The sequence below is a fragment of the Amphibacillus jilinensis Y1 genome, assembly GCF_000306965.1.
In the GTDB taxonomy this organism is placed as follows: domain Bacteria; phylum Bacillota; class Bacilli; order Bacillales; family Amphibacillaceae; genus Amphibacillus_C; species Amphibacillus_C jilinensis.
In genome coordinates, this window is sequence record NZ_JH976440.1 from 160,454 (window position 1) to 183,188 (window position 22,735).

23 protein-coding genes and 2 tRNA genes are annotated in these 22,735 nt (G+C 36.6%); 5 read left to right on the forward strand and 20 right to left on the reverse strand.

Annotated features, from left to right (window positions below):
* The first annotated feature begins 164 nt into the window (after window positions 1–164).
* Both B494_RS0115465 and istB read left to right on the forward strand, forming a co-directional pair.
* Window positions 165–788 (forward strand): LexA family protein, encoded by a 624-nt coding sequence (locus B494_RS0115465; RefSeq protein ID WP_017473291.1) that lies wholly within the window; start codon window positions 165–167, stop codon window positions 786–788.
* Between the two features lie 1,217 nt (window positions 789–2,005).
* Window positions 2,006–2,743, forward strand: a complete 738-nt coding sequence (gene istB, locus B494_RS0115475; RefSeq protein WP_017473293.1) for an IS21-like element helper ATPase IstB — start codon at window positions 2,006–2,008, stop codon at window positions 2,741–2,743.
* A gap of 20 nt (window positions 2,744–2,763) precedes the next feature.
* Here the strand turns inward: istB and B494_RS0115480 are convergent, their stop codons facing one another.
* From B494_RS0115480 to groES, 12 genes are all read right to left on the reverse strand, one after another.
* Window positions 2,764–3,093, reverse strand: a complete 330-nt coding sequence (locus B494_RS0115480) for an MDR/zinc-dependent alcohol dehydrogenase-like family protein (RefSeq protein ID WP_017473294.1) — start codon at window positions 3,091–3,093, stop codon at window positions 2,764–2,766.
* Between the two features lie 530 nt (window positions 3,094–3,623).
* Entirely contained in the window at window positions 3,624–3,980 is a 357-nt protein-coding gene (locus B494_RS0115485; RefSeq protein ID WP_017473295.1) for a YxeA family protein, read from the reverse strand.
* Between the two features lie 25 nt (window positions 3,981–4,005).
* Window positions 4,006–5,877 carry an ABC transporter permease gene (locus B494_RS0115490; protein ID WP_017473296.1) on the reverse strand — a complete coding sequence of 624 codons (1,872 nt, stop codon included), beginning with the start codon at window positions 5,875–5,877 and terminating at the stop codon, window positions 4,006–4,008.
* On the reverse strand, window positions 5,852–6,625 hold the full coding sequence (locus tag B494_RS0115495; RefSeq protein WP_017473297.1) for an ABC transporter ATP-binding protein: 774 nt from the start codon (window positions 6,623–6,625) through the stop codon (window positions 5,852–5,854). The genes B494_RS0115490 and B494_RS0115495 overlap by 26 nt, the downstream gene beginning before the upstream one ends.
* Before the next feature lie 301 nt (window positions 6,626–6,926).
* Complete coding sequence (locus B494_RS21750) at window positions 6,927–7,085, reverse strand: terminase gpP N-terminus-related DNA-binding protein (protein ID WP_017473298.1); 159 nt, start codon at window positions 7,083–7,085, stop codon at window positions 6,927–6,929.
* A gap of 133 nt (window positions 7,086–7,218) precedes the next feature.
* Window positions 7,219–8,217, reverse strand: a complete 999-nt coding sequence (locus B494_RS0115505; RefSeq protein ID WP_017473299.1) for a sensor histidine kinase — start codon at window positions 8,215–8,217, stop codon at window positions 7,219–7,221.
* Complete coding sequence (locus B494_RS0115510) at window positions 8,214–8,915, reverse strand: response regulator transcription factor (protein WP_017473300.1); 702 nt, start codon at window positions 8,913–8,915, stop codon at window positions 8,214–8,216. The genes B494_RS0115505 and B494_RS0115510 overlap by 4 nt, the downstream gene beginning before the upstream one ends.
* 601 nt (window positions 8,916–9,516) lie before the next feature.
* The gene (locus B494_RS19640; RefSeq protein WP_017473301.1) at window positions 9,517–9,705 is read right to left on the reverse strand and encodes a hypothetical protein; all 189 of its coding nucleotides are present in this window, start codon (window positions 9,703–9,705) and stop codon (window positions 9,517–9,519) included.
* Window positions 9,706–9,932: 227 nt separating this feature from the next.
* A complete protein-coding gene (locus B494_RS0115515) occupies window positions 9,933–10,904 on the reverse strand; it encodes an aldo/keto reductase (RefSeq protein WP_017473302.1) in 972 nt (323 codons plus the stop codon).
* Window positions 10,879–11,343, reverse strand: a complete 465-nt coding sequence (locus B494_RS0115520) for a MerR family transcriptional regulator (protein WP_017473303.1) — start codon at window positions 11,341–11,343, stop codon at window positions 10,879–10,881. The genes B494_RS0115515 and B494_RS0115520 overlap by 26 nt, the downstream gene beginning before the upstream one ends.
* 515 nt (window positions 11,344–11,858) lie before the next feature.
* Window positions 11,859–13,496 (reverse strand): chaperonin GroEL, encoded by a 1,638-nt coding sequence (gene groL, locus B494_RS0115525; protein ID WP_017473304.1) that lies wholly within the window; start codon window positions 13,494–13,496, stop codon window positions 11,859–11,861.
* Window positions 13,497–13,544: 48 nt separating this feature from the next.
* The gene (groES, locus tag B494_RS0115530) at window positions 13,545–13,829 is read right to left on the reverse strand and encodes a co-chaperone GroES (RefSeq protein WP_017473305.1); all 285 of its coding nucleotides are present in this window, start codon (window positions 13,827–13,829) and stop codon (window positions 13,545–13,547) included.
* A gap of 232 nt (window positions 13,830–14,061) precedes the next feature.
* On the opposite strand from groES, the gene B494_RS0115535 reads away from it, so the two are divergent.
* Together B494_RS0115535 and B494_RS0115540 are read left to right on the forward strand one after the other, a co-directional pair.
* Complete coding sequence (locus B494_RS0115535; RefSeq protein ID WP_017473306.1) at window positions 14,062–14,769, forward strand: CPBP family intramembrane glutamic endopeptidase; 708 nt, start codon at window positions 14,062–14,064, stop codon at window positions 14,767–14,769.
* Window positions 14,770–14,778: 9 nt separating this feature from the next.
* On the forward strand, window positions 14,779–14,988 hold the full coding sequence (locus B494_RS0115540) for a YdiK family protein (protein ID WP_017473307.1): 210 nt from the start codon (window positions 14,779–14,781) through the stop codon (window positions 14,986–14,988).
* A gap of 297 nt (window positions 14,989–15,285) precedes the next feature.
* On the opposite strand, the gene B494_RS0115550 is transcribed toward B494_RS0115540, so the two are convergent.
* Window positions 15,286–15,924, reverse strand: a complete 639-nt coding sequence (locus tag B494_RS0115550; protein ID WP_017473309.1) for a redox-sensing transcriptional repressor Rex — start codon at window positions 15,922–15,924, stop codon at window positions 15,286–15,288.
* Window positions 15,925–16,218: 294 nt separating this feature from the next.
* Between B494_RS0115550 and B494_RS0115555 the strand changes: the two genes are divergently transcribed.
* Window positions 16,219–18,141 carry an ABC-F family ATP-binding cassette domain-containing protein gene (locus tag B494_RS0115555; protein WP_017473310.1) on the forward strand — a complete coding sequence of 641 codons (1,923 nt, stop codon included), beginning with the start codon at window positions 16,219–16,221 and terminating at the stop codon, window positions 18,139–18,141.
* A gap of 310 nt (window positions 18,142–18,451) precedes the next feature.
* Here the strand turns inward: B494_RS0115555 and tsaD are convergent, their stop codons facing one another.
* The 7 genes from tsaD to B494_RS0115590 form a co-directional block, all read right to left on the reverse strand.
* Complete coding sequence (gene tsaD, locus B494_RS0115560; RefSeq protein WP_017473311.1) at window positions 18,452–19,483, reverse strand: tRNA (adenosine(37)-N6)-threonylcarbamoyltransferase complex transferase subunit TsaD; 1,032 nt, start codon at window positions 19,481–19,483, stop codon at window positions 18,452–18,454.
* Window positions 19,480–19,926 carry a ribosomal protein S18-alanine N-acetyltransferase gene (gene rimI, locus B494_RS0115565; RefSeq protein WP_017473312.1) on the reverse strand — a complete coding sequence of 149 codons (447 nt, stop codon included), beginning with the start codon at window positions 19,924–19,926 and terminating at the stop codon, window positions 19,480–19,482. Before rimI ends, tsaD begins: the two co-directional genes overlap by 4 nt.
* Window position 19,927: 1 nt before the next feature.
* On the reverse strand, window positions 19,928–20,611 hold the full coding sequence (tsaB, locus tag B494_RS0115570; protein WP_017473313.1) for a tRNA (adenosine(37)-N6)-threonylcarbamoyltransferase complex dimerization subunit type 1 TsaB: 684 nt from the start codon (window positions 20,609–20,611) through the stop codon (window positions 19,928–19,930).
* Window positions 20,608–21,063 (reverse strand): tRNA (adenosine(37)-N6)-threonylcarbamoyltransferase complex ATPase subunit type 1 TsaE, encoded by a 456-nt coding sequence (gene tsaE, locus B494_RS0115575; protein ID WP_017473314.1) that lies wholly within the window; start codon window positions 21,061–21,063, stop codon window positions 20,608–20,610. The genes tsaB and tsaE overlap by 4 nt, the downstream gene beginning before the upstream one ends.
* 8 nt (window positions 21,064–21,071) lie before the next feature.
* Entirely contained in the window at window positions 21,072–22,043 is a 972-nt protein-coding gene (gene thiL, locus B494_RS0115580; RefSeq protein WP_017473315.1) for a thiamine-phosphate kinase, read from the reverse strand.
* A gap of 359 nt (window positions 22,044–22,402) precedes the next feature.
* Window positions 22,403–22,479 (reverse strand) — tRNA-Asp (locus B494_RS0115585).
* A 106-nt stretch (window positions 22,480–22,585) separates the two neighbouring features.
* A tRNA-Met gene (locus B494_RS0115590) sits at window positions 22,586–22,662 on the reverse strand.
* Window positions 22,663–22,735 lie beyond the last annotated feature (73 nt).

Sequence of the window (22,735 nt, forward strand, 5' to 3'; positions counted from 1 at the left end):
TATGATAAAAAAAAATTGGTTATAATATTTTCAATATATTCTATAATATAATACCTAAAAAAGGTACTGTCAACTCATTTTATTACTTAAATACTTTTTAAAGGTATAATAGCTTTACAAAACTAACTTAAAAAGGTACTATAAAAGAAGTAGGAGGGATAAAAATGAGTGACTTAAAACAAACCTTAGCCCAGCAGCTTAAGCAACAATTAGCACGAAAAGGAATCACACAAACGATGATGGCTAGAGCTTTAAATATACCTGAAATGACCGTTTCTAATTGGATGAAGGGAAAGACGTATCCAAGACCTGATAAATTACAGCGCTTAGCAGACTATTTCGGAATTACGAGAAGTGAGTTAACAGAGGAGCTACCACACAACCTTACACCGATTGCATCACAAAGTGTAGCAATTCCGATTCTTGGTACAATTGCATGTGGTGACCCAATCACAGCTGAAGAGAATATAAAAGGTTATTATTATGAGTCCCCCGACACGTTGCCCAGCGGTCATTTAATCTGCTTGGAAGCAGCTGGCGAATCGATGTCACCTACCATTCCGCATGGATCTGTGGTTTTGATCCGAGAACAACCTGAGGTTGAAAGTGGGGAAGTTGCTGCAGTACTCGTTAACGGCGCAACAGAAGCCACACTAAAGCGTGTGAAAAAGCAAGGTGATACATTGATTCTCGTTCCAGATAACCCTAGCTATGATCCGATTGTCGTGAACGAGAACAACCCCGCTAAAATTATTGGAAAGGCGATCAAATACACGATGCAATTATGATAAATATGTACAATGTGCTAAACATCAAAGCGGTTCAATTGCTAAGTGATTCTTGAACATTAATTTAAATATGCCCATCAGAGCACTTGCGCTAGTCAACGTGCTCTTTTTTAGTTTAAAGCTTTAACCTGAAGAAGCACATACCTTGATAATCTTCTGTTATTTTTGAAAAATCATGTATTATCCATCAGATGATTATAAAAGAGCACCCCCAAAAGGATAGTTACATAGCGACTTGAAGCTTAGCAATCATTTATTAATAGAAAATTCACATTCTATATTAACGAGCAGGCAGGGATTTATCTTATCATAAATCCCTGCCTACGATTGTTTTAATAAAACGAACCTTCAATTTTAAAACCTCCCTTATTTAATTTTTCCAGACCACGTTGACCATTACTTTCTAAATTACTCCCCCCTCACCATAGATTCTACTAGTCTCTAATAAACCGAGATAAATAGTAGTTGATGCTATTAAAAAAAGTAATATAGTATTACTTTTTTAAACTATATTAATAGAATTAAATAATTTATATTAAATCAATAGTTTAAGTATGGGCACTAATGCAGAAAATATGGCCATAAAAAGTAAGATAAATCCAATTTCCCTATCCCCTTTTTTTATTAATTGAATACTATAAATAACTATTAATACCACAATTAAATAAGTAATCACATTATTAAAAATGACATCGTTTATTCTGAATACATATGATAATGCTATGAAAATTACAATAGACAACGCTGATAAGAATTTTATTATTTTCAATTTAGATGGCACCCTCTTAATTATATAAACTAATACGAGTTCCTTAAATAGTATTAATATTATAAGTGATATAATACCATTTTTTATAAAAATAGCAAGCTTAAACCATTAAAATGTAAATAAAATTCCATATTTATGAATTAAATTTATTAATATCAGTTCTTGATATTCTAGATTCCTAAACCAAAAGTATCATAGTATTTATCCTTTGCTAATTGTTTTCACAATGTCAAATTATTTTCGTTGTTCTCTTTTGCACGTTTCATTTGTTATATCTATACCATTTTTTAAAGTGATTAATCTCGGGTAACTGCTAAACTAAAATTGAACATTTTCTACTCAAATTACATCGGATCATTTATTTAGAGAGTATAAAAATTACTGGAGTTTGATGGATCAGGTGATCAGGATGGTATTACAATTAAAAGTGACTGTGGAAGTTCATTAATTGAAAAGGCAAAACTTTAAAGTTGCTGCTATCGCTTGTAAATGTAAAGATGCATTTGAAAACGAAGAAGAGGCTTATGATATTTTATACCAAGTGTTTACGCAAGAGAAGGCCGATCGATCCATACGCGCAAAACAAAATCGTATACGTGCAGCGAATTTCCCACAAAAGAAATTGTTAGATGAACTTGTCACCGAAGCATTACCGGAACAAGCAAGAGCAAAGCTGAAAGAATTAACATCATTAGCATTCATAAAAAAAGGCCAGAATATCATTTTAACTGGACCACCAGGGACAGGGAAATCCCACATGGCCATTGGATTAGGGATGGAGGCTTGTTTGGCAGGATATCGTGTGTTTCTCGCAACAGTACCTTCCTTTATTAATCAATTAAAAGAACATCGTTCAGAACGAACGTTACGTAGCTTTGAATTGAAATTCGAGAAATATGACCTCGTCATTCTCGACGAATTAGGCTATATTTCATTTGATAAAGAAGGCGCAGAATTACTCTTCTCCCATTTATCTTTAAGAGCTGGAAGAAAGTCAACGATAATAACGAGTAATTTGTCTTTTATAAATTGGCAAGATATCTTTCACGATTCTGTTTTAACCGCAGCTTTAACGGATCGTTTAACACATAGATCTTATGTTTTAAACATGAATGGCAATTCTTATCGGATGCGTGAAACAGCAGAATGGCTGAGATCAGAAAGTGAACAAGTGGTGCAAAATTAAATTAACATATGGTTCACTTTTCAATTGACAAATACAATGAGGTAAAATGGATCAAATTTTTCTACTGATTTCGAAATGTATTCACCTATAATTACCTCGTTGGCACCTGCTTCTATTACTTTTTTTGCTTTCTCATCATTACGAGCTATACCAACATTGAATGCCTCACTCAGAGAAGCAAGTTGATGAGCGAAATGTCCAAGTACACCAGTCGAACCGGTTATAAGTATTCGTTTACCTAGAAGCATTCCCCCTTTTCTAAGTGTATAAAGAGCAGATAAGCCTGCCACTGGCAGAGTGGCAGCTTGAGCATAGGATACTGTATCAGGAATCTCGGCTATGAAATTCACAGGGGCAACGACTTTTTGTGGCCATTTCGAATCTTATTAAAGTTCTGCTTGCTTTTACTATTTGCGTTGCTCGCCCACATGAGCTATAAATCAATCACGCCTAATGATGCATACCCGGTATTCATCGTGCTTATGTTTTTGCAATTGATCTCCTAATACTCTTAAAAACTGTGGTTTTAACTCATGTTCTATTTTCTTTCCTATTTGAAAAATATTAATAGATGCGACATAATAACCTTTTCCTTTTATAGAATATAACTATCCTTGATTTTCAAGTTCATAGTATGATCTTTGTACAGTATTCGGGCTAATCATATTACTTAAAATTTGCACTTTTATTTTTTCGGTTAACTGCTCGTATTTTGGATTTCTATTTTGTTTATTCTAATTTAAACATATAACCTCTCCATCATCTTAATTATTGGGATGGTTATTTTCTCTTAATATAGTTACAAAATATTCTTTTACTCATTTCAGATACTCAAACTTATAATTTCGAACTTTAAACAGATGGTGGCAAATCTATTTGGTCAATCACTGTTTAACTGTTCTTTTACTCTATCTGGTAGTTCTTCAACCTGTATTTCTTCCCACTTTTCTACATAAGTCCCTTTTGTAGTAACTATTAAAAAGGCATTTTCTTTTAATACTCTTGCTGAACTAAATGTTACTTCCTTTTTATCACCGTCTTCAGTATAGCCAATTAAAGTATATTCATATCTGCGAACATCAATGGGTTCTTCATTGATTTGTACATATATCTCTTCTTTAGGTACAAAAGGGTTGATAAGATCTCTTTCTACTTCTGGAACAAGCGTAAAAAAACCAACTAATATGACAACTAAAGCAAGTACAATTCCTACAGTTATTTTCACTACTTTTTTCAATATTTATCTCTCCCTTAATTTATAATTAGCGATATACATATTCTTTTAAATTTTTGATGTAACTAGAACGAATGACAATAAAGTATAGAAGCTGTAATCCCAAGAATCCTAAAATGGTAATAACTCCTGATTGAAATACGTTAGAAAATCCTCCCTCCCTTTGTAACACCTGTAAGGCGAAACCTGTTTCAACAATAGCCAACAAAAATGGTAGGAAAAAGAGGATTGCCATTTGAATGTTTGCGTTTTTAACCATTTCCTTTTCACTCAATCCGATTTTAGCTAGTGATTTATATTTTTTTCTTTCCTCATATAAATCCGTAAACAACCTGAAATACAAGAAACTCCCAGCAGCCAAAAAAAAGATGATGCCAATAAATAAACCAATAAACAGACTTAAACTTGGTAATTGAACAGTCTGATAATATTCGATGGCCTTTGAAGAGTACCTAGCATCTGGGTTATATGTTTCACCAACGATATGATCATGTATCTTTTGACTTATATCTAAGTTCTCTTTTGAATTAGCAAATTGAAAAGCATAAAAGGTTACTAACTCATTACCTTGCTTCAATAGATTAAAGGTATTTTCATCAACAACTAACACATCATGAAGAGAAAGGAGTGGCTGTTCAATTGATTGCAACTTTATCGACATTTGTTGGTTATTTAATTGTAAGTCTGTCGTATTATCTTGGAGTACTGTATATCCTTCTCGTTCTGTTTGCCCAAAGTAAACCCCTTTTCCTTCCTCAAGTTTAGAAGTTTTTAATTCAGGTAATATCTTAATCCCATCTTTGTATGAAAGAACTAAAACAGGATAATTCGATGATCCTTGACCAGTTTCAATCACTTTAAATTTAGATTGCTCGTAATCTATATTTTTTTGTTCAAACTGTTGTTGAATATATGTCAGTTGTTCATTTTCATCCTTGTTACTAGAATAGGATAGAAACTCCATTTCATATAATGAATCTTCAGTGGTAAACATTGATTTATAAGTGGCTAAAGTCCCTGTTGCCGTAAAGGCTACAGCAGAAACAATACTTACGATGAAAAATAAACGAGCATTATCTTTGACTCGATACATTAAATCAGAAATCCAAAGTAGGTTTGTACCTTTTCTATAAAATTTCTTATTTCGTTTCAACAGTTTCAGTACCCAGACACTTAACTGGCTATAAAACAAGTAGGTCCCTATTACTGTACAAACAGTAATAATAACTGCACTACCAATATCAATACCTGCAAATAAAGCCATGCCAAACCCTCCACCTAAGAACATCATTCCTAGTATAGAAAAAGGTATAGAAGGCTTTGGTTCTCTTTTTGGTTTGACCGACCCCTTTAGTAAAGAAACTACTTCTTCTGAATGGATAATAAAGAGTGTAAATTGAGAAATAAGTACAAACAGAGGTAGAAATACCCCAATTGTTATTCCTAGTGCTTTCAAGGGGAAATATAGTTCAAGTGGTTCCATTTCGACTATATATGACCCTGCAGTAAAGAACAGTTTAGCAAGCACTGTTCCACCAATGATTCCTGTAATGATAGAAGCAAGACCGATGAATACATTCTCCAGTGTGATTAGTAGGCGAAGTTGTTTAGGTGATGCCCCTTGAATTGTAAGGATTCCAAATTCACTTTTCCGTGTTTTTAAAAAGGCACTTACAGAATAAAGGACAAATAAGATTGAAAAGACAAAAATGACCCATTCTGCAAATACCATGCCTTTTTTGGCAATGTTATTCATATAACCTGTTTCTAATGCAGGATGAAAGATGAACATCGCAAACATAAAGAAAATCATAACAGCGAACGAACTGCTTAAATAAAAAGCTAGATATGCCCGCAAATTACGCGTTATATTTTTATAAGCGAACTGTGGAAAGGTCATCCGAATCTCCCCCTAGCATTGATAGAACATCTAAAATCTGTTGGAAAAATACCTTTTGATTCGTTCCTTTATATACTTCGTTGTACAATTTACCATCTTTAATGAAAATAACTCGATCACAATAGCTAGCAGCAGATGGATCATGGGTAACCATTAACATCGTTGTTTTATCTTTTTCGTTAATCATTTGTAAAGTCTGCATCACATCTTTCGATGATTTAGAATCTAAGTTTCCCGTTGGTTCGTCAGCTAACAACAAGGAAGGCTGATGAATGATTGCTCTAGCGATTGCAGTACGTTGTTTCTGACCGCCTGATACTTCATATGTTCGTTTATTTAAGATTAAATCAATACCTAGCTTTTGAGTGATAGCCTGTACTTTCTTGTCAATTTCACCTGAATCTACACTTTCTAGTGTCAAAGGCAGCATAATATTTTCTTCCAATATTAATGTGTCTAATAAGTTAAAGTCCTGAAAAACAAATCCTAGTTCTTTCCTTCGAAATTCTGCAAGTTTCCCTTTTTTTAATTTATGAGGCTCTTGCCCGTTAACAATGACCTGTCCCGATGTCGGTCTATCAATTGTGGAGATTAGATTTAATAGTGTTGTCTTCCCCGATCCAGACGGCCCCATTACACCAATAAATTCTCCCTTTTCAACATTAAACGTAATATTTGTTAAAGCTTGGAAGGTCGATTTTCCATCATAAATTTTATTTAAATCTTGTACTTGTAATAGATCTGCCATTATATTGCCTCCTACATATTTGACTGTATATTTATTATATAAGGAATATAAAATACAAAAATAGAATTACCTTAAATCAACCTTACACTTTAGTAAGGAAAAGACATAAAAGAACCTTACCCCTTCATTAGTTGGGTAAGGTATGACTTTCTTTAAAGGCCTTACGATAGGGTTGTACAAACTCTTTAATATCGTACTACCGCGCCTGTATAGCCACGTTGTTTAATCTCCAGGATAAGCTTCTCACAATTAAACACGTGATCTTCTTTTACGCGCTTAATAAAGTATTCTTTGTAGGGATCTAGCTTCGATCCCTTTTCACACGCTTCTGTACATGGTTTTTCTCTCGTTCACTTAACGCTTTCACAGTATGTCTATGCATTCCCAACATCTCTGCGATATCAGTATGTGCCATACCTCGTTCCAAGAATTCTTTCACTCTTCGTCGCTCTTCCTCCAACTTTATAAATCAAATCTCCTCCTCTTAGGATTCAAACTAATTATGAAGTTTGTCGAAATTTATGGCGACGATTTTGTATGTTTTTCCGGCTATATTGTCCATTTTAAAAACGACTCTTTCATTTCCCTTTATGCTAGTGTTTATTCGATGAAACATATTCCTTAAAATATATTTTAAAGGTTGTACTTTGTCCTATTTCTGATTGTAGTTCTATTTCATGCTGGAGCTTACCCATAATTTCTTTTACTAAATAAAGCCCCATTCCCGTTGACTCGTGATACAATCTACCATTTACTCCTGTAAAATAAGGTTCAAAAACCCTTCTGATATCTTGTGAAGGAATTCCAACACCGAAGTCTTTAATTTCTAATAAGATGCACTCTTCTTGTTTCTCAATTTTGATATTTAATGTATCACTTTTGTTAGCGGAATATTTAACGGCGTTTGAGATAATTTGACCTATAACAAATTGCAGCCACTTCTTATCAGAATACACGCACAATTTATCTTTTGGGAAGTACTTTCTAGGGAAAATTTTGTATTGAATAAACAATCTTTTATTTTCCATTATAATTTCATTCATAAAGTTTTGAAGAGGGATCTTTTCAATAGAATAGTCTTTTTCAAACATAGATAGTCGTGATGAATATAGCACAGTTTTTAATCCATCTTCTAATCGATATAACTCTTTTCGAATTGCCTGAAATAACGCTTCATCATTATCTTGAATCATTAAATGGATGACAGATAAGGGCGTTTTCATTTGATGTACCCATTGATTTGTAAATGTTACTCTTTCATTTAAATCTTTCTTAACCTGTTGCAGATTATTTTCATATAGTTCGGTGAGTACAGATTGCCTTTCATAAATGGATTCAGCTAGTACGCTTTTTCCCAATTGTGTTACATATAATTCGTCATCATTAGACTTTTGTAACCATCGGTAAAGTTTTATATCCTGTATCCATCGATATATTAGATAAATTCCTATAGTTATTACTTGAATCATAAAGACATAAAACAAATGATCCAATTCTTGAAATCCTAGAAACCAGTAGTAAACAAACACAAATATTCCCTGTATGGTGGTAACAAAAACAAGGGACAAATGTGAACGAAGAAATAACTTCATTCTACTTCCTCCCATGTACATCTCATCCTATAACCTGCCCCACGAACTGTTTCAATAGCATCTTTGATTCCAATATCAGAAAGTCTTTTCCTTACCCGTGTGATATAAACGTTTAACGTATTTTCATCAATAAACATATCCGTATTCCACATTTTTTCAATTAAACGATCTCTACTTGTTATCTTTTCTCCACGTTCTAATAATACTTCTAATAATAATGATTCCTTTTTTGAAACCTCTGTTGACTTCAATTGAAATCGAAGTTCCATTCGCTCTGGTAAAAATGTTAAACCATGAAAATTAATCATCCGCTCACCTTGACTGGGTGCATATTCGCCATATGCTCGTCTTAGATGACTCTTGACTTTAGCAATTACCACATCATATTCAAAAGGTTTTGTAATGTAGTCATCCCCTCCGTTTTCTAGGGCCATAATTTGATCCATTGTGCCCTCTCGTGCAGATATAAAGATAATCGGGCATGTTGAACGTTGGCGAATCTGTCTGCACCAATAAAAGCCGTCAAATGATGGTAAATTTATATCTAGTAATACTAAATCAGGTTCTTTCTCAAGAAATTTGCCTAAGATATCATTGAATTGTTCTAAAGTAATTACTTCGTACCCGAATTTTTCTATCTGTTTAGCTAAAGGTATACGGAGTTTATCATTATCCTCAACTATCATGATTTTTTTCATGGATATTATCCCTTCTCAGCTTATTTATGTAATGGGAGAGAAGTAAGACTCCCCTCAAAACTAATAGTTTATTGCATTTTAACTCATTTGGTCATTGCTTACCATCTACAAGTACCCCAATAATGCAAATAATTATATTGAAAACCTTTATCATATATCATCGATCCTTTATTTCTAACAACTATTGATTTTACTGTAAAAAATAATGGAGGTCGTAACCATCGAATTTTATTAAATAGATATTACATTTTTGTAAGATACGGTAAAACTTTGTCTAATATAATAAGTGTTGCCTAATCAACAACGGATTAGGTTATATGTTGATTCTGCTTTTTGACATCTTATTATTGTTTAGTCACATATATAAAAGCATTCTTTTACGAGAATACTTTCCTTTTGCTCACATCTTTTTATAGGCAAACCCTAAACTTACATTATTCTCAAAAAACTTAATACAACCACCTTCGCTAAAAAAAGATACACTATATAATGATACATTAATTATCTTCATTATTTTCCGAAAAATTAATTAACCCAGGGAACCACATAAATATAAAACACAAAATGAAACATAAACCTAAAATGATCATCGTACACCTTTTTATCTTTTTATCGAGTGAATCAATCTTATATTGTACAAAACAGGTATTAATGCCACACCTATAATAGAAGAAAGCACGATACCAAAACCAATAATGCCATAGGTCATCCCTTCCCAACCATTATCTGTGCTTAGTAACCCATACCCAGTACAAAGGATCGCTAAGGAAAAGACAAACAGTGGTTGCATTCTCCTTAATACCCATACCACCACAGACCAAGAATGTCTTTCTTTCCTTCCATGGTATAGCCTAACATGGTATAAACAGCGTATTTCTTTGTTTCGTAGTAATTACGTATCATCGTATAAAGGCAATTTACAAAAACGAGCGTTCATGGCTTGTCGACCTCCTGAGACAATATCCAATTGCAAATGGTCCACGGAGCCCGTGAACCATTGCTTCTTCTGATTATAGTCTAGCCGTCGAGAAGCGTCATCTGTTCTTTCATATAACGCATGCCGTGAACGACATTCTTTGGGCTGACCTGATCGATTCGTTCGAGGTCCTCCTTCATGAGAAGGATATCAGCCGCAGCAGCATTTTCCTCCAGATACTTGATACGCTTCGTACCCGGGATCGGTAGCGCCCCGTTGGCAATCGTCCAGGCAATGGCCAATTGGGATGGTGTACAGTTCTTCTCCACCGCGATCTCCTTAATCTTGTCGACAACCTTAATGTTCTTCCGGAAGTTGTCTCCTTGGAACCGCAGCATCCATCTGCGAAGATCGTCAGCGGCCAGATCCTCGAAAGTGCGAAGCTCGCCGGAGATAAAGCCCCTACTCAGTGGACTGTAGGCCACATGGGTAATCCCCAGCTCTCTTACGGTAGGGAGTATCTCCTCTTCGATGTCACGGCTCCAGAGCGAATACTCACTCTCTAGCACGGAGATAGGATACACGGCATGAGCGCGGCGAATGGTGGAAGCGGAAGCCTCGGACAGGCCGAGCGCCCGAACTTTGCCTGCCTTGACCAATTCTGCCATCGCTCCGACCGTCTCCTCTATCGGGATTTGCGGATCGACGCGGTGTTGGTAGTATAGGTCGATGTAATCCGTATTCAAACGGCGAAGGCTATCCTCCACTACTTTCTTAACGTAATCAGGATGGCCACTGATGCTCTCGTAATTTGGGGTGTACGAGAACTTGGTGGCGATTATGGCTTGCTCACGGCGGCCTTGAAGAGCACGGCCGAGCAGCTTTTCGTTATGTCCGTTCCCGTACACGTCCGCGGTATCGAACATCGTGACGCCAATGTCCAAAGCGTGATGTATCGTTTGGATCGACTGCTCGTCGTTAGTCTCCCCGTAAATGCCTGGAGACATCCCCATAATTCCTAGTCCGATCGAAGAGACGCGGATATTGCTATTGCCTAAAATTCTTTGCTTCATTTGTTAATCCCTCATTCCGTGTTTGTTGTCGCTCTGACTCCTCCATCTTGACTAACAACTGGCTCTCGGAAGGGGTTTTCCCTTTCGCGATTTCTTCGTATATCGACAGTTTGTTATTGACGGCGTCGAGCGCTGTGGTCAATTCATTCTGGCGGCGAAATAAGTCTTCCTTGTACTGATTCAAGATCGCTTTGCGCTGTGGAATCGTGGAATCACCATCGAGCGCAAGATGCACCATCTCCTTCAGCAACGAAAGCTTCATCCCTGTCGCCCGGAAACATGTCATCACCCGGAGCCAATCTAGGTGATCTTGTTCGAACAGTCGATTCCCGTTCTTATCTCTTTTAATGTAAGGTAGCAATCCCTCCTTCTCATAAAAACGAATCGTATGAGCCGGGCAACCAAGCCGCTCTGAAGCTTCTTTGATCGTGAATGCCATTGGCCAGATCCCTCCTTGTCAGTTATTTTCAGACATAATCAGCTGGTTCTTCCTTATCTTAAACCTTAAAGTACACTTTAAGGCAAGCATTATTTTGAGTGACAGCTGTTAGCGTATGAACTACTGATTATCATTATAATGCCTATCATTGACCCTATTTAATTGGGCGCTGTGATAACTGGAGCTATATATAGAGGCAACATCAGTCACTAACACCGTTTTTACTGAAATTGATAACTCCCCCCTTAAGCCGGCTTAAGGGGGAGTTTTGTTGCAAAGTAGATAGGTTTTAAAACTTATGAACAAGTATTATTAGAGGATCCTTATTTAAGCTGCCAGTGATTTTGCATCTCTACATATCCTCTTTACCACATGGACCCTTACAAACTTAAGAATATAAGAAAAGCCTCTCAAGAGTTTATAAACTCTTGAGAGGCTTATAGATTTTACTGGTCAATTATAAAAACCAGTCAAATTGTTCTCAACCCTATGATGAAAAGGTTTTGGGGGACAGATTACATCATGCCGCCCATTCCGCCCATGCCACCCATTCCGCTCATATCTGGGGCACCGCCACCAGATTCTTCTGGAATGTCTGCAACAACCGCTTCAGTAGTTAAGAACATTGCTGCGACTGATGCTGCATTTTGTAGGGCTGAACGTGTTACTTTCGTTGGGTCAACGATACCTGAATCAATCATATTTACCCATTCGCCTGTTGCGGCATTATAACCAACACCAACTTGTTCACCTTTTAATTTTTCTACAATAACTGAACCTTCTAGTCCAGCATTTTCTACAATTTGACGTACAGGCTCTTCTAAAGCACGAAGAACGATGCTTGCGCCTGTTGCTTCATCTCCCTCTAAATCTAGAGCTGATACTTGTTGGTAGACGTTCATTAATGCTGTACCCCCACCAGAAACAATACCTTCTTCTACTGCGGCACGAGTAGAGTTAAGGGCATCTTCGATACGTAGCTTACGCTCTTTTAATTCTGTTTCAGTTGCTGCACCTACTTTAACAACCGCTACACCACCAGCCAATTTAGCGAGGCGTTCTTGTAATTTTTCTTTATCGAAATCTGAAGTTGTTTCTTCAATTTGCGCGCGAATTTGTTGGACACGAGAAGAAATCGTTTCTGGATTACCAGACCCTTCTACAATAGTCGTATTTTCTTTAGTGACAACAACTTTAGATGCGCGACCTAATTGCTCAATAGAAGTTGCTTTAAGATCTAGTCCAAGATCTTCTGTAATAACCTCAGCACCTGTTAAGGTAGCAATATCTTCTAGCATTGCTTTACGACGGTCACCAAATCCTGGTGCTTTGACCGCTACGGCATTGAATGTACCACGAAGTTTATTGACTACTAGTGTAGCAAGGGCTTCACCTTCAACATCTTCGGCAATAAGAAGTAATGGTTTACCTTGTTGAACAACTTGTTCAAGTACAGGTAATACTTCTTGAATGTTGTTGATCTTTTTGTCAGTAATTAAAATATATGGATCTTCTAATTCTGCTTCCATCTTATCTTGGTCTGTCACCATGTAAGGCGATGCGTAACCACGATCAAATTGCATACCTTCTACTACTTCTAATTCAGTTGAAAATCCTTTAGATTCTTCAATGGTGATAACCCCATCGTTACCCACACGTTCCATAGCTTCTGCAATTAATTGACCAACTTCTTCGTCAGCTGCAGAGATTGCAGCAACTTGTGCAATTGAGTCTTTGCCTTCGATTGGCTTAGAGATTTTAGCTAATTCTTTTGTTGCAATGTCAACGGCTTTTTCAATACCGCGACGTACACCTACAGGGTTAGCACCTGATGCAACGTTTTTAAGTCCCTCTTGAATCATTGCTTGCGCTAAAACCGTCGCCGTTGTTGTTCCATCACCAGCTACATCATTTGTTTGAGAAGCAACCTCTGATACAAGTTGAGCACCCATGTTTTCGAATTTATCTTCAAGTTCGATTTCTTTTGCAATGGTTACCCCATCATTTGTAATCAGTGGTGAACCAAATTTTTTATCTAAAACGACATTACGTCCTTTTGGTCCTAATGTTACTTTTACAGCATTTGCTAACGTATCCACACCACGTAACATTGCGCGACGTGCATCTTCACTAAATTTTAGTTCTTTTGCCATTAATAATTCCTCCTTAAAACTAAGTATGTTTTGTCAATCGATTCTTCATTAACCAATAACAGCTAAAATGTCATCTTCACGAAGAATTAAGTATTCTTTACCTTCATATTTCAATTCAGTACCTGCATATTTAGCAAATACAACGGTATTTCCTTCTTCTACTTCTGGAGTGATTTTTGCTCCATTGTCAGCAACACGTCCAGAACCTACTGCTACCACCTTACCTTGTTGTGGCTTTTCCTTTGCAGAGTCCGGGAGTACAATCCCACTTGTTGTTTTTTCTTCTTGTTCAACGAGTTCAATAATGATACGATCACCTAATGGCTTTAGCATTATAAAACCTCCTCCATTTATTATAAAATTTTTAGTAAGTGACTTTATTAGCACTCGTTTGCGAAGAGTGCTAACACAATTATTATAATAATGAATTCATTGTTATTTTGCAAGTCTTGTGATTATTTTTTTTGAAAAAATATCAACGTCAAATGTCAATATTTAATTCTATTCTAGGTTTGTGGTAAAATACGTTTATTGGTGTTTTTTATTGAAAAGGGGGTAAGCTTCTATGCTGAAGCGTTATATTGGGATTATTCTGATCTATGTTTTCGCTCAACTATCTATCTTTCCCGTAGCTCGTTGGCTAAACAGATTTGATTTATCTCCTAATGAGTTTAACAATATTTTATTAGGGTGGCAGATCACTGGCTTTATTTTAGCACTAATTTTCACCTTGCTTTTATTAAGAAAAGAAAAAGATTTACCACGCGATCCTGAGCAGGCAAGTCCTGTCATGACGGTTGTTTGGTCTATCCTTGGTCTTGCCATGGCCCTATTTGGACAATTTATTGCAAATATCATTCAAATAACATTGTTTGGTGTCGATCAACAATCACAAAATACAGTAGAGATAATGGAAGTTGCACGAGCTTTCCCACTTTTCATTTTAATTATTGCTGTGGTTGGACCTGTTTTAGAGGAAATAATTTTTCGAAAAATTATTTTTGGGGAACTTTATAAGCGTAGTAACTTTTGGATCGCCGGGGTTATTTCCGGTTTGATCTTTGCAGTGATCCATAATGACTTTACTCATTTACTCGTCTATTTCGTTATGAGCTTTGTGTTTGCATTTGTTTATGTACAATCAAAACGTATTATCGTTCCGATTGCTGCCCATGTACTTATGAATACTTTCGTAGTCATCGTGCAGCTATTTAATCCTGTAGAAATGGAGCAAATAATTGAACAAGTTCAAATGATTGTTATTGGAGGCTAAGAGCAACTTATGCGTATTTCACCGTTATTAAATGCCGTTGTATATGGCATTGTTGGCGCGATATTTATTTATTTCGCTTATCAATCGATAGATGATGATGTCTTGAATCCGATTACCATTCTGTTAACTGCTGTTGCAGCATTGCAGTTTGGTGTCGCTATTCGCCTAATACATTTACATATACGAATTAAGCGAAAACAGAAACAAAATAAGAAATAAGAAAAAGGAATTCAGTTAATACTGGATTCCTTTTTCTTATCCTGATAAACGCAAAGGGGGAAGGTAAAAGAATATATATGAACAAAGGCTTCGGACGAGAAAACGGGCGAAATTACGCTGATCATAAAATTGATGTGAAACTAGCCTTTGGATATCTGAAGGCTAATTTAGGTTTCACTCCTCAAATAGAAAAATACAGCTTAACAAAGTTATTAATAAAAAGAAGTTCCATGCAATATGCATTTGCTTGGAACTTCTTTCTTTTCTATTTGCGGCTAGTTATGTCCTAGCGCTCTTTTATCCTTCTTCCATTGGATAATGCTTCATAAAGTACACAAGTGATTGTAACTCGACAGCTAAATCAATGTGATGGACACGCACTTGTTCAGGCACAGTGATACGGGCAGGTGTAAAGTTTAAAATCCCTGTTACCCCTGATTTTACAAGTTGCTCGGCAATCGGTTGAGCGACTGAGCCCGGTACAGTTAAAATGGCTGCTTGCACATCTTTTAAGCGCGCTTCTAGCTCATCGATATGAAAAACCTCTACACCTCCGATCGTCTCACCTACCTTACTTTGATCTGCCTCAAATGCCATTTCAATTTTTGTATTATTATTTTTAGTGAAATTATAATGTAAGAAAGCTGTTCCTAAATTTCCAACACCGATTAAGGCGACACTTGTCGTTTCATCTTGATCTAATGTTTTACGGAAAAATCCTAAAAGATATTCAACATTATAACCATATCCTTTTTTTCCCAGTGCCCCGAAATATGAAAAATCACGACGAATCGTCGCTGAATCAACCTTGACGGCATCACTTAATTCTTTTGAGGACACGCGACTCTTCCCTTGCAAATGTAAATTGTTTAAAAACCGATAATATAACGGTAGTCGTTTTGCTGTAGCTTGTGGAATTTTATTTTGTCCTGCCATTCTTTATTCTCCTCTTTTCATAAAATTATATCTTTATCAACGCTTACGTATGTAGGGTGCTGTTTGGTTATTAATACTAGTGTACCAAATTAACTGTTTTCTGTCTTTTTTATCCGATTAGAATTTATCACTTTTGTATGCAGGTATAAACCGAACGGTGATCGCGGGCTAAGTTCCCAATTTAATTTAAAATTTCTTTACTTAGTATAAACAATTTTACCATAAACCTATACTGATTTGCTTGCTTGTCTCTTTACGAATAAGATACACTGATAAAGATGAGGTGAAAAGAAGATGATAGTCATGCAAGTTAATCAATTAGTTAAACGTTTTGGCTCGCAAACGATCTTAGAAAATATAAAACTTGAAATAAAAAATCAAGATCGCATTGCGATTGTTGGAAGAAATGGTGCGGGAAAATCGACTTTATTAAAAATCATTTCTGGCACCCTTTCTTACGATGAAGGGGAAATTCATCGTCCTAAAGAAACTTCTCTTGGATATTTGGATCAACATACTGGATTAGAGTCTGACAACTCCATTTGGCAAGAGATGTTAACTGTATTTACTGATCTCATTGAAGAAGAAAAAGTATTACGGAAAATGGAAGCACAAATGGGGGATCCAGATTTACTTGCAAATACGGAACGTTATAATCAGCTGCTCAATCAATACGATCAACGCCAAATCACATTTAAAGCCAAGGGTGGTTACCAATATGAATCAGATATTCGCAGCGTCTTAAATGGATTAAATTTCTCTAACTTCGATTTAAACACGACGATTAATGAATTGAGTGGCGGGCAAAAAACCAGACTTGCACTTGGTAAACTGCTACTCGCTAAACCCGATCTGTTAATATTAGACGAGCCGACAAACCACCTAGATATAGAAACCCTAACATGGCTTGAAAATTTCTTAAATAATTATAGCGGTGCCGTCGTGATCGTCTCACATGATCGCTATTTCTTAGATAAAACGGTTAATATTATCTATGAAATTTCAAGACAACAGTCAAAGAAATATCTTGGTAACTATTCAAAGTTTCTAGAACAAAAAGCATTGGATTACGAACGTGAGCTTAAGGCTTTTGAGAAGCAACAAACAGAAATCAAAAAACTTGAAGATTTTGTTCAACGTAATTTGGTTAGAGCCTCAACAACAAAACGTGCACAAAGTCGACGGAAACAACTTGAGAAAATCGAGCGTATTGATAAACCAAAAGGTGATGAGGCCTCTGCTTCTTTTTCCTTTACGATTAATCGCCGTAGTGGTAATGACGTTCTTAAAATAAAGCAGTTAGCTTATCGTTACCCTAATGAGAAGGATTTTGTCTTCTCAAACCTTAACTTTAATGTAAATCGTGGTGATCGCATTGCGCTTGTGGGACAAAATGGTGTAGGAAAAACGACATTATTAAAAACGATTATTGGTGATTATCAAGTAACCGATGGCACCATTGAAATCGGCTCAAATGTGGAAATAGGTTACTACGACCAAGAACAAGCAAAGCTTACCTCGAATAAATCGGTCTTAATGGAATTATGGGATGATTATCCACACATGAATGAAAAAGATATTCGAACGATTCTAGGGAATTTCCTTTTTTCTGGTGAAGATGTTTTAAAGACCGTCTCCACCTTGAGTGGTGGCGAGAAAGCACGATTAGCACTCGCTAAGCTGATGCTTTTAAATGCAAATCTGTTAATCCTTGATGAACCAACAAACCATTTAGATCTTGATAGTAAAGAAATTTTAGAAGCAGCCTTGATTGATTATCCTGGTACCATTATATTTGTTTCACATGATCGCTATTTTATCAATGAAATTGCTACACAAGTGATTGAACAACAGCATCAAGACGCCATGATTTACTTAGGTGATTATGATTATTATATTGAAAAGAAACAGGAAATGAAGGAATTACAGGCACTTGAACAAGAAACAAAGGTTGAAGTTAGTGAAACACGAGCTAGATTAAGCTTTCAAGAGGATAAACAAAAGAAACAGCTTGAGCGTAAACGGATCAGAAGGATTGAAGAAATTGAACAAGTCATTGAAACATTAGAGGAAAAGGTAGTGGAAAATGAAGCGTTACTCTGCCAACCAGATGTGTTTCAGGATCATGAAAAAGCACTTGAGTTAACTGAAGCGAATCAACAATTAAGTAAAAAGATTGATAAATTACTAGAGGAGTGGGAGTCATTACAAGCGTAACTCTTGAGATTCGTTTGCTTATAGTCAGTTGTAAGCAGATTGCTTTTAAACAAGGTTGAAGCTATTGATAACTTATCCTATTCATTAAACGGTGTAAGTAAGAGGGGATATTTTCTCTTACTGCACCGTTTTTCAAACCCATAAGTTATACACAGGAAAAACAGCCTTTTTTCAGTTATCAACCGACTTATACACATTATCCACAACAAAAAGTGGAGTTATGCACAGTTTTTGTACACAAGTAAAAGGTTTTAATCACAACAAATGAAAAAGTTACCCACATTTATCAACAGTTCTGTGGGTAACTTTCTTATCGTTGACTATACATTTCTAAGTCCAAACCTGGATTAGCATTTAAATCCCAACCTGCACGTTGCCCTTTTTGATAAGCAATCATGGCCGCTGCACCAATCATGGCTGCATTATCTGTACAAAATGATAATGGGGGCACCGATAAACGCATCGGTTGATCTGCAAACTTATTGGTTAATGCATCTCTTAATCCCCTATTAGCAGCTACCCCACCTGCAACAATCACTTGTTTAACTTGGTGTACTTTTGCTGCTCGATATGTCTTTTCTACTAACACATCAACAACACTTGCTTGAAAGCTAGCAGCGATATCCTCTTTATTTAAGGTCACACCTTTTTGTTTAGCATTATGCAATGTATTAATCACAGCTGATTTTAGTCCACTAAAACTAAAATCAAAGGACCCTTCCTCTAACCATGCTCTTGGAAAATCAAGTATATCGTCACCTTGCTGTGCTAATCGATCGATTTCCGGCCCCCCAGGATAAGGAAGCTTCATCGTACGTGCAACTTTATCATAAGCTTCACCAGCTGCATCATCTCTTGTTTCTCCAATGACCTCAAAATCACCGTGTTCTCGCATTAAAATCAGTTCAGTATGTCCTCCAGATACGACTAATGCTAATAATGGAAACTCAAATTCGTCTTGAAGGCGATTGGCATAAACATGTCCTGCAATATGATGAACGCCTATTAATGGCTTTTGATTTGCAAAGGCTAGTGCTTTAGCTGTACTAACACCTACGAGTAAAGCACCTACTAAACCAGGGCCTTCTGTAACTGCAATTGCATCGACCTCTTCAATTGAAAGGCCAGCTTCTTTAAAAACATCTTCTAACACAATGGTGATTTGTTCAACATGGTGTCTTGACGCAACTTCTGGGACAACCCCACCAAAGCGTTTATGACTTTCAATTTGCGAAGCCACTACGTTCGCAACAACTTGCTTTCCATCTTTAATAATTGCGGCTGCTGTTTCATCACAGCTTGTTTCAATTGCTAAAATATATGTTCCTCTCTCTTCACTCATAATTTCACCCACATCACAATCGCATCTTCATTATTATCGGTATAATAATTCTTCCGTATACCAGCTTTTTCTAAGCCAAACCTTTCATATAAGGCTTGTGCGGCTTTATTTGTTTTCCTAACTTCGAGCGATAGGCTCTTTGCTCCATTGAGCATCGCCTTACTCAACATGTATTGAAACAACATTTTCCCATAACCTTGCCCACGATAAATAGGGTCAATCGCTATATTCGTTACTTGCGCTTCATCTAATACGAGCCAGACCCCACAAAAGCCAATAATCTGATAACAATTTTCAATCACAAAATAATGAGCAAAATGATTCTCAAATAATTCTTTACGATATAAAACTTTTGACCATGGGGTTTGAAACGACTTCTTTTCTATCTGTGTAACTTGATCTAAATCATCAAGTTCCATCGGTCGAATATTAACATCCTTCATCTTACTCTCCTTCTTGAGCAGCTAGCCATTTAGCCTCTGCTTCAACTAGCCTTAAATAGTTTGGTGTAAGTTGATGAACCTGATCACCTTGTCGGTCTTTACCGGCAATCGCCAATAACCCAGGTCTTGATATGTGGAAACCATCTGGTAACCATTGTGGTTGTGTAAGGGCACTTTCAATTAACATTTGGTACTTTGACAAATCTGGGCTTACAAAAATAATGGGTTTTTCAATGGTTTTTAGCTGATTTAGCCAGTCTTCCATTAATATATTCTGTTCTTCGATAACCGCTTCGCCATCAGCATTAAACAAGCCGGTGTAAACTAAACCTCTGCGGGCATCAAAAAACGGACAAACCAGCTGTTGCAATGGCTTAGTTGATAATGATAAAGCCTCTAAACTGGAGATACCCACAATCGGAATGCTCAAACTCCAAGCCATTGTTTTAGCAACAGATAAGCCAATTCTTACGCCGGTATAAGAACCAGGGCCCTTTGCTACAACAATTTTAGTTAATGTCTTCGGCTCAACATTAGCATCTTTCATCAGTTGAGCTATTGCCGGCATTAAACGAGTAGAATGTTTATTCTTATTAATTGATACATATTCTGCAATCACCTGATCATCCTGATACAAAGCAATGCCCATTGCATCATTTGACGTGTCAATCGCTAAAATGGTCATCTGGCTAACTCCTCACATACATATTCAAAATATGCTCCCTTGGGTTCAAAAATAAGCACTCGCTCATTATCCCCCTCCGTTTTTATCATAATATCTAGTCGCTCTTCGGGTAAATAATCTTCAATAAATTGAGGCCATTCTACTACTGAAAGACCTTCACCATTAAAATATTCATCAAATCCAATATCTTCAGCTGTTTCTTCCAATCGATAGGCATCCATATGATACAGTGGCATTTCTCCTTGATAACTCTTGACAATAGTAAACGTCGGGCTATTTATTGTCCGTTTGACACCAAGTCCAATCCCTATTCCTTTTGTGAAAGTTGTTTTACCTGCGCCTAAATCCCCTGTGAGCGTGAGCACATCGTTTGGACGCAAAAGCAGTGCTAGCTTTTTAGCTAATTGCTGTGTTTCTAATGCTGTATATGTTCGGTATGTTTTACTTTTCATCATATCACCTAATTTCGATGGACGTAACCACTTGAATGCAGTTGTTGATATCCATTTTGTCTTTTTATGTACACCTGACCCTTGTGATTTGCTTCATCTTTGACTGTACCTATTTGTGTAACTGACGTGTTGGTTTCTTTAGCTATCTGCTTCACCACTTGCCAATATTCAGGTGCGACTGCCCCGATCAATTCAAAATCTTCTCCACCATTCAACATATAGTTCATTTGTGCATTTTTCGGCAATTGTTTAATTGGGTCAGAAAGTGGAATAGCATGCGCTTCAATGTATACGGTAAGCTTGGAAGCCTCTGCAAGTTCATTTGCCTCACTTGCTATTCCGTCGCTAACATCATTAAGTGCCACACGCGGTAAATTAAGCAAACCTCGTGCAAAGTCTACACGTGGTGTTGGCATACGATGTCTTTTAATTAAATATTCTGTTTCTCCTATTGCTTTGTTTTCTCCTTGTAAAATCGATAAACCTGCTGCTGAATCACCAAGTGTGCCTGTTACAAATAGAACATCCTTATCTCGCATATTGTGACGATAGCGTGCCTTACCTTGTTCAACAGCACCATTTATAGTAACAGTTAAAACAAATTGCTGACCAGAAACAGTGTCACCACCAATAAGATCAACCTTAAACACTTTAGCAATCGTATCCAAACCGCGATAGACCTCTTTTAAATCCTCATCACTCCAACCAGTTGGTACTACAATCGAAATTAAATAAGAGATAGGCTCGGCTCCCATAGCGGCCATGTCACTGAGATTAGCTGCTAATAATCGATAACCAATATGAAATGGCTCCATAGTTTCTCGAGTAAAATGAACATTTTCAACAAACGTATCGACGGCGACAACAACATCACGATAGGCCTCACGAAATACCGCAGCATCATCACCTACACCTTTAATAATTTGTCGATTTCGGTAAACTGGTTGTTTAATTGATTGTATAAATTTAAACTCATCCATCTGCTTAAACTCCCCTTATCATACTAATCCTATCATAGCAAAGATTTAAAAATAAATCGAAACAAATTGTCCTTTTAAAAGAATACAGTTAAACAGGTCTTGAGCTATTATTAAGCATTAATTAATTATTCAACTTTCTCACCTGTGCGTCTATATTCAAAGTCGCTTATATTTAATATGAAGTTTACCCTTATGTTATCGTATCGTAGCTGAACTTAAAATTCAGATGTATATAAGGTGAAAAATCATTAAGGTAAAACTGAACGTAATCGTCCGTTATTTATGATAAAACAATAAAAAAACTATACTTTATTTCCATTGTTGGAAATACAATATAGTTTAGCTAACTAATAGTATAATGGCGGTCCGGACGGGACTCGAACCCGCGACCTCCTGCGTGACAGGCAGGCATTCTAACCAACTGAACTACCGGACCGTATTGTTCAAAATGTAGTAGCAGCATCAAACGTCATTTAGTTTCACTTTGGCAGTAGAAAATAATTTGCTTCATTCTCGTTATTTGATGTTGTTAAAAAATAATTTGGTTGCGGGGGTAGGATTTGAACCTACGACCTTCGGGTTATGAGCCCGACGAGCTACCAGACTGCTCCACCCCGCGACGATATAAATAATGGTACAGGCTTAGCGACGTCCTACTCTTGCAGGGGAAATCCCCAACTACCATCGGCGCT

Bases quoted from the DNA above. Each gene is read 5' to 3' on its own strand.
- B494_RS0115465 (WP_017473291.1), top strand. From the start codon at position 165: ATGAGTGACTTAAAACAAACCTTAGCCCAGCAGCTTAAGCAACAATTA.
- B494_RS0115490 (WP_017473296.1), bottom strand. From the start codon at position 5,877: ATGACCTTTCCACAGTTCGCTTATAAAAATATAACGCGTAATTTGCGG.
- B494_RS0115495 (WP_017473297.1), bottom strand. From the start codon at position 6,625: ATGGCAGATCTATTACAAGTACAAGATTTAAATAAAATTTATGATGGA.
- B494_RS0115505 (WP_017473299.1), bottom strand. From the start codon at position 8,217: ATGAAGTTATTTCTTCGTTCACATTTGTCCCTTGTTTTTGTTACCACC.
- B494_RS0115510 (WP_017473300.1), bottom strand. From the start codon at position 8,915: ATGAAAAAAATCATGATAGTTGAGGATAATGATAAACTCCGTATACCT.
- B494_RS19640 (WP_017473301.1), bottom strand. From the start codon at position 9,705: ATGCAACCACTGTTTGTCTTTTCCTTAGCGATCCTTTGTACTGGGTAT.
- B494_RS0115515 (WP_017473302.1), bottom strand. From the start codon at position 10,904: ATGAAGCAAAGAATTTTAGGCAATAGCAATATCCGCGTCTCTTCGATC.
- B494_RS0115520 (WP_017473303.1), bottom strand. From the start codon at position 11,343: ATGGCATTCACGATCAAAGAAGCTTCAGAGCGGCTTGGTTGCCCGGCT.
- groL (WP_017473304.1), bottom strand. From the start codon at position 13,496: ATGGCAAAAGAACTAAAATTTAGTGAAGATGCACGTCGCGCAATGTTA.
- groES (WP_017473305.1), bottom strand. From the start codon at position 13,829: ATGCTAAAGCCATTAGGTGATCGTATCATTATTGAACTCGTTGAACAA.
- B494_RS0115535 (WP_017473306.1), top strand. From the start codon at position 14,062: ATGCTGAAGCGTTATATTGGGATTATTCTGATCTATGTTTTCGCTCAA.
- B494_RS0115540 (WP_017473307.1), top strand. From the start codon at position 14,779: ATGCGTATTTCACCGTTATTAAATGCCGTTGTATATGGCATTGTTGGC.
- B494_RS0115550 (WP_017473309.1), bottom strand. From the start codon at position 15,924: ATGGCAGGACAAAATAAAATTCCACAAGCTACAGCAAAACGACTACCG.
- B494_RS0115555 (WP_017473310.1), top strand. From the start codon at position 16,219: ATGATAGTCATGCAAGTTAATCAATTAGTTAAACGTTTTGGCTCGCAA.
- tsaD (WP_017473311.1), bottom strand. From the start codon at position 19,483: ATGAGTGAAGAGAGAGGAACATATATTTTAGCAATTGAAACAAGCTGT.
- rimI (WP_017473312.1), bottom strand. From the start codon at position 19,926: ATGAAGGATGTTAATATTCGACCGATGGAACTTGATGATTTAGATCAA.
- tsaB (WP_017473313.1), bottom strand. From the start codon at position 20,611: ATGACCATTTTAGCGATTGACACGTCAAATGATGCAATGGGCATTGCT.
- tsaE (WP_017473314.1), bottom strand. From the start codon at position 21,063: ATGAAAAGTAAAACATACCGAACATATACAGCATTAGAAACACAGCAA.
- thiL (WP_017473315.1), bottom strand. From the start codon at position 22,043: ATGGATGAGTTTAAATTTATACAATCAATTAAACAACCAGTTTACCGA.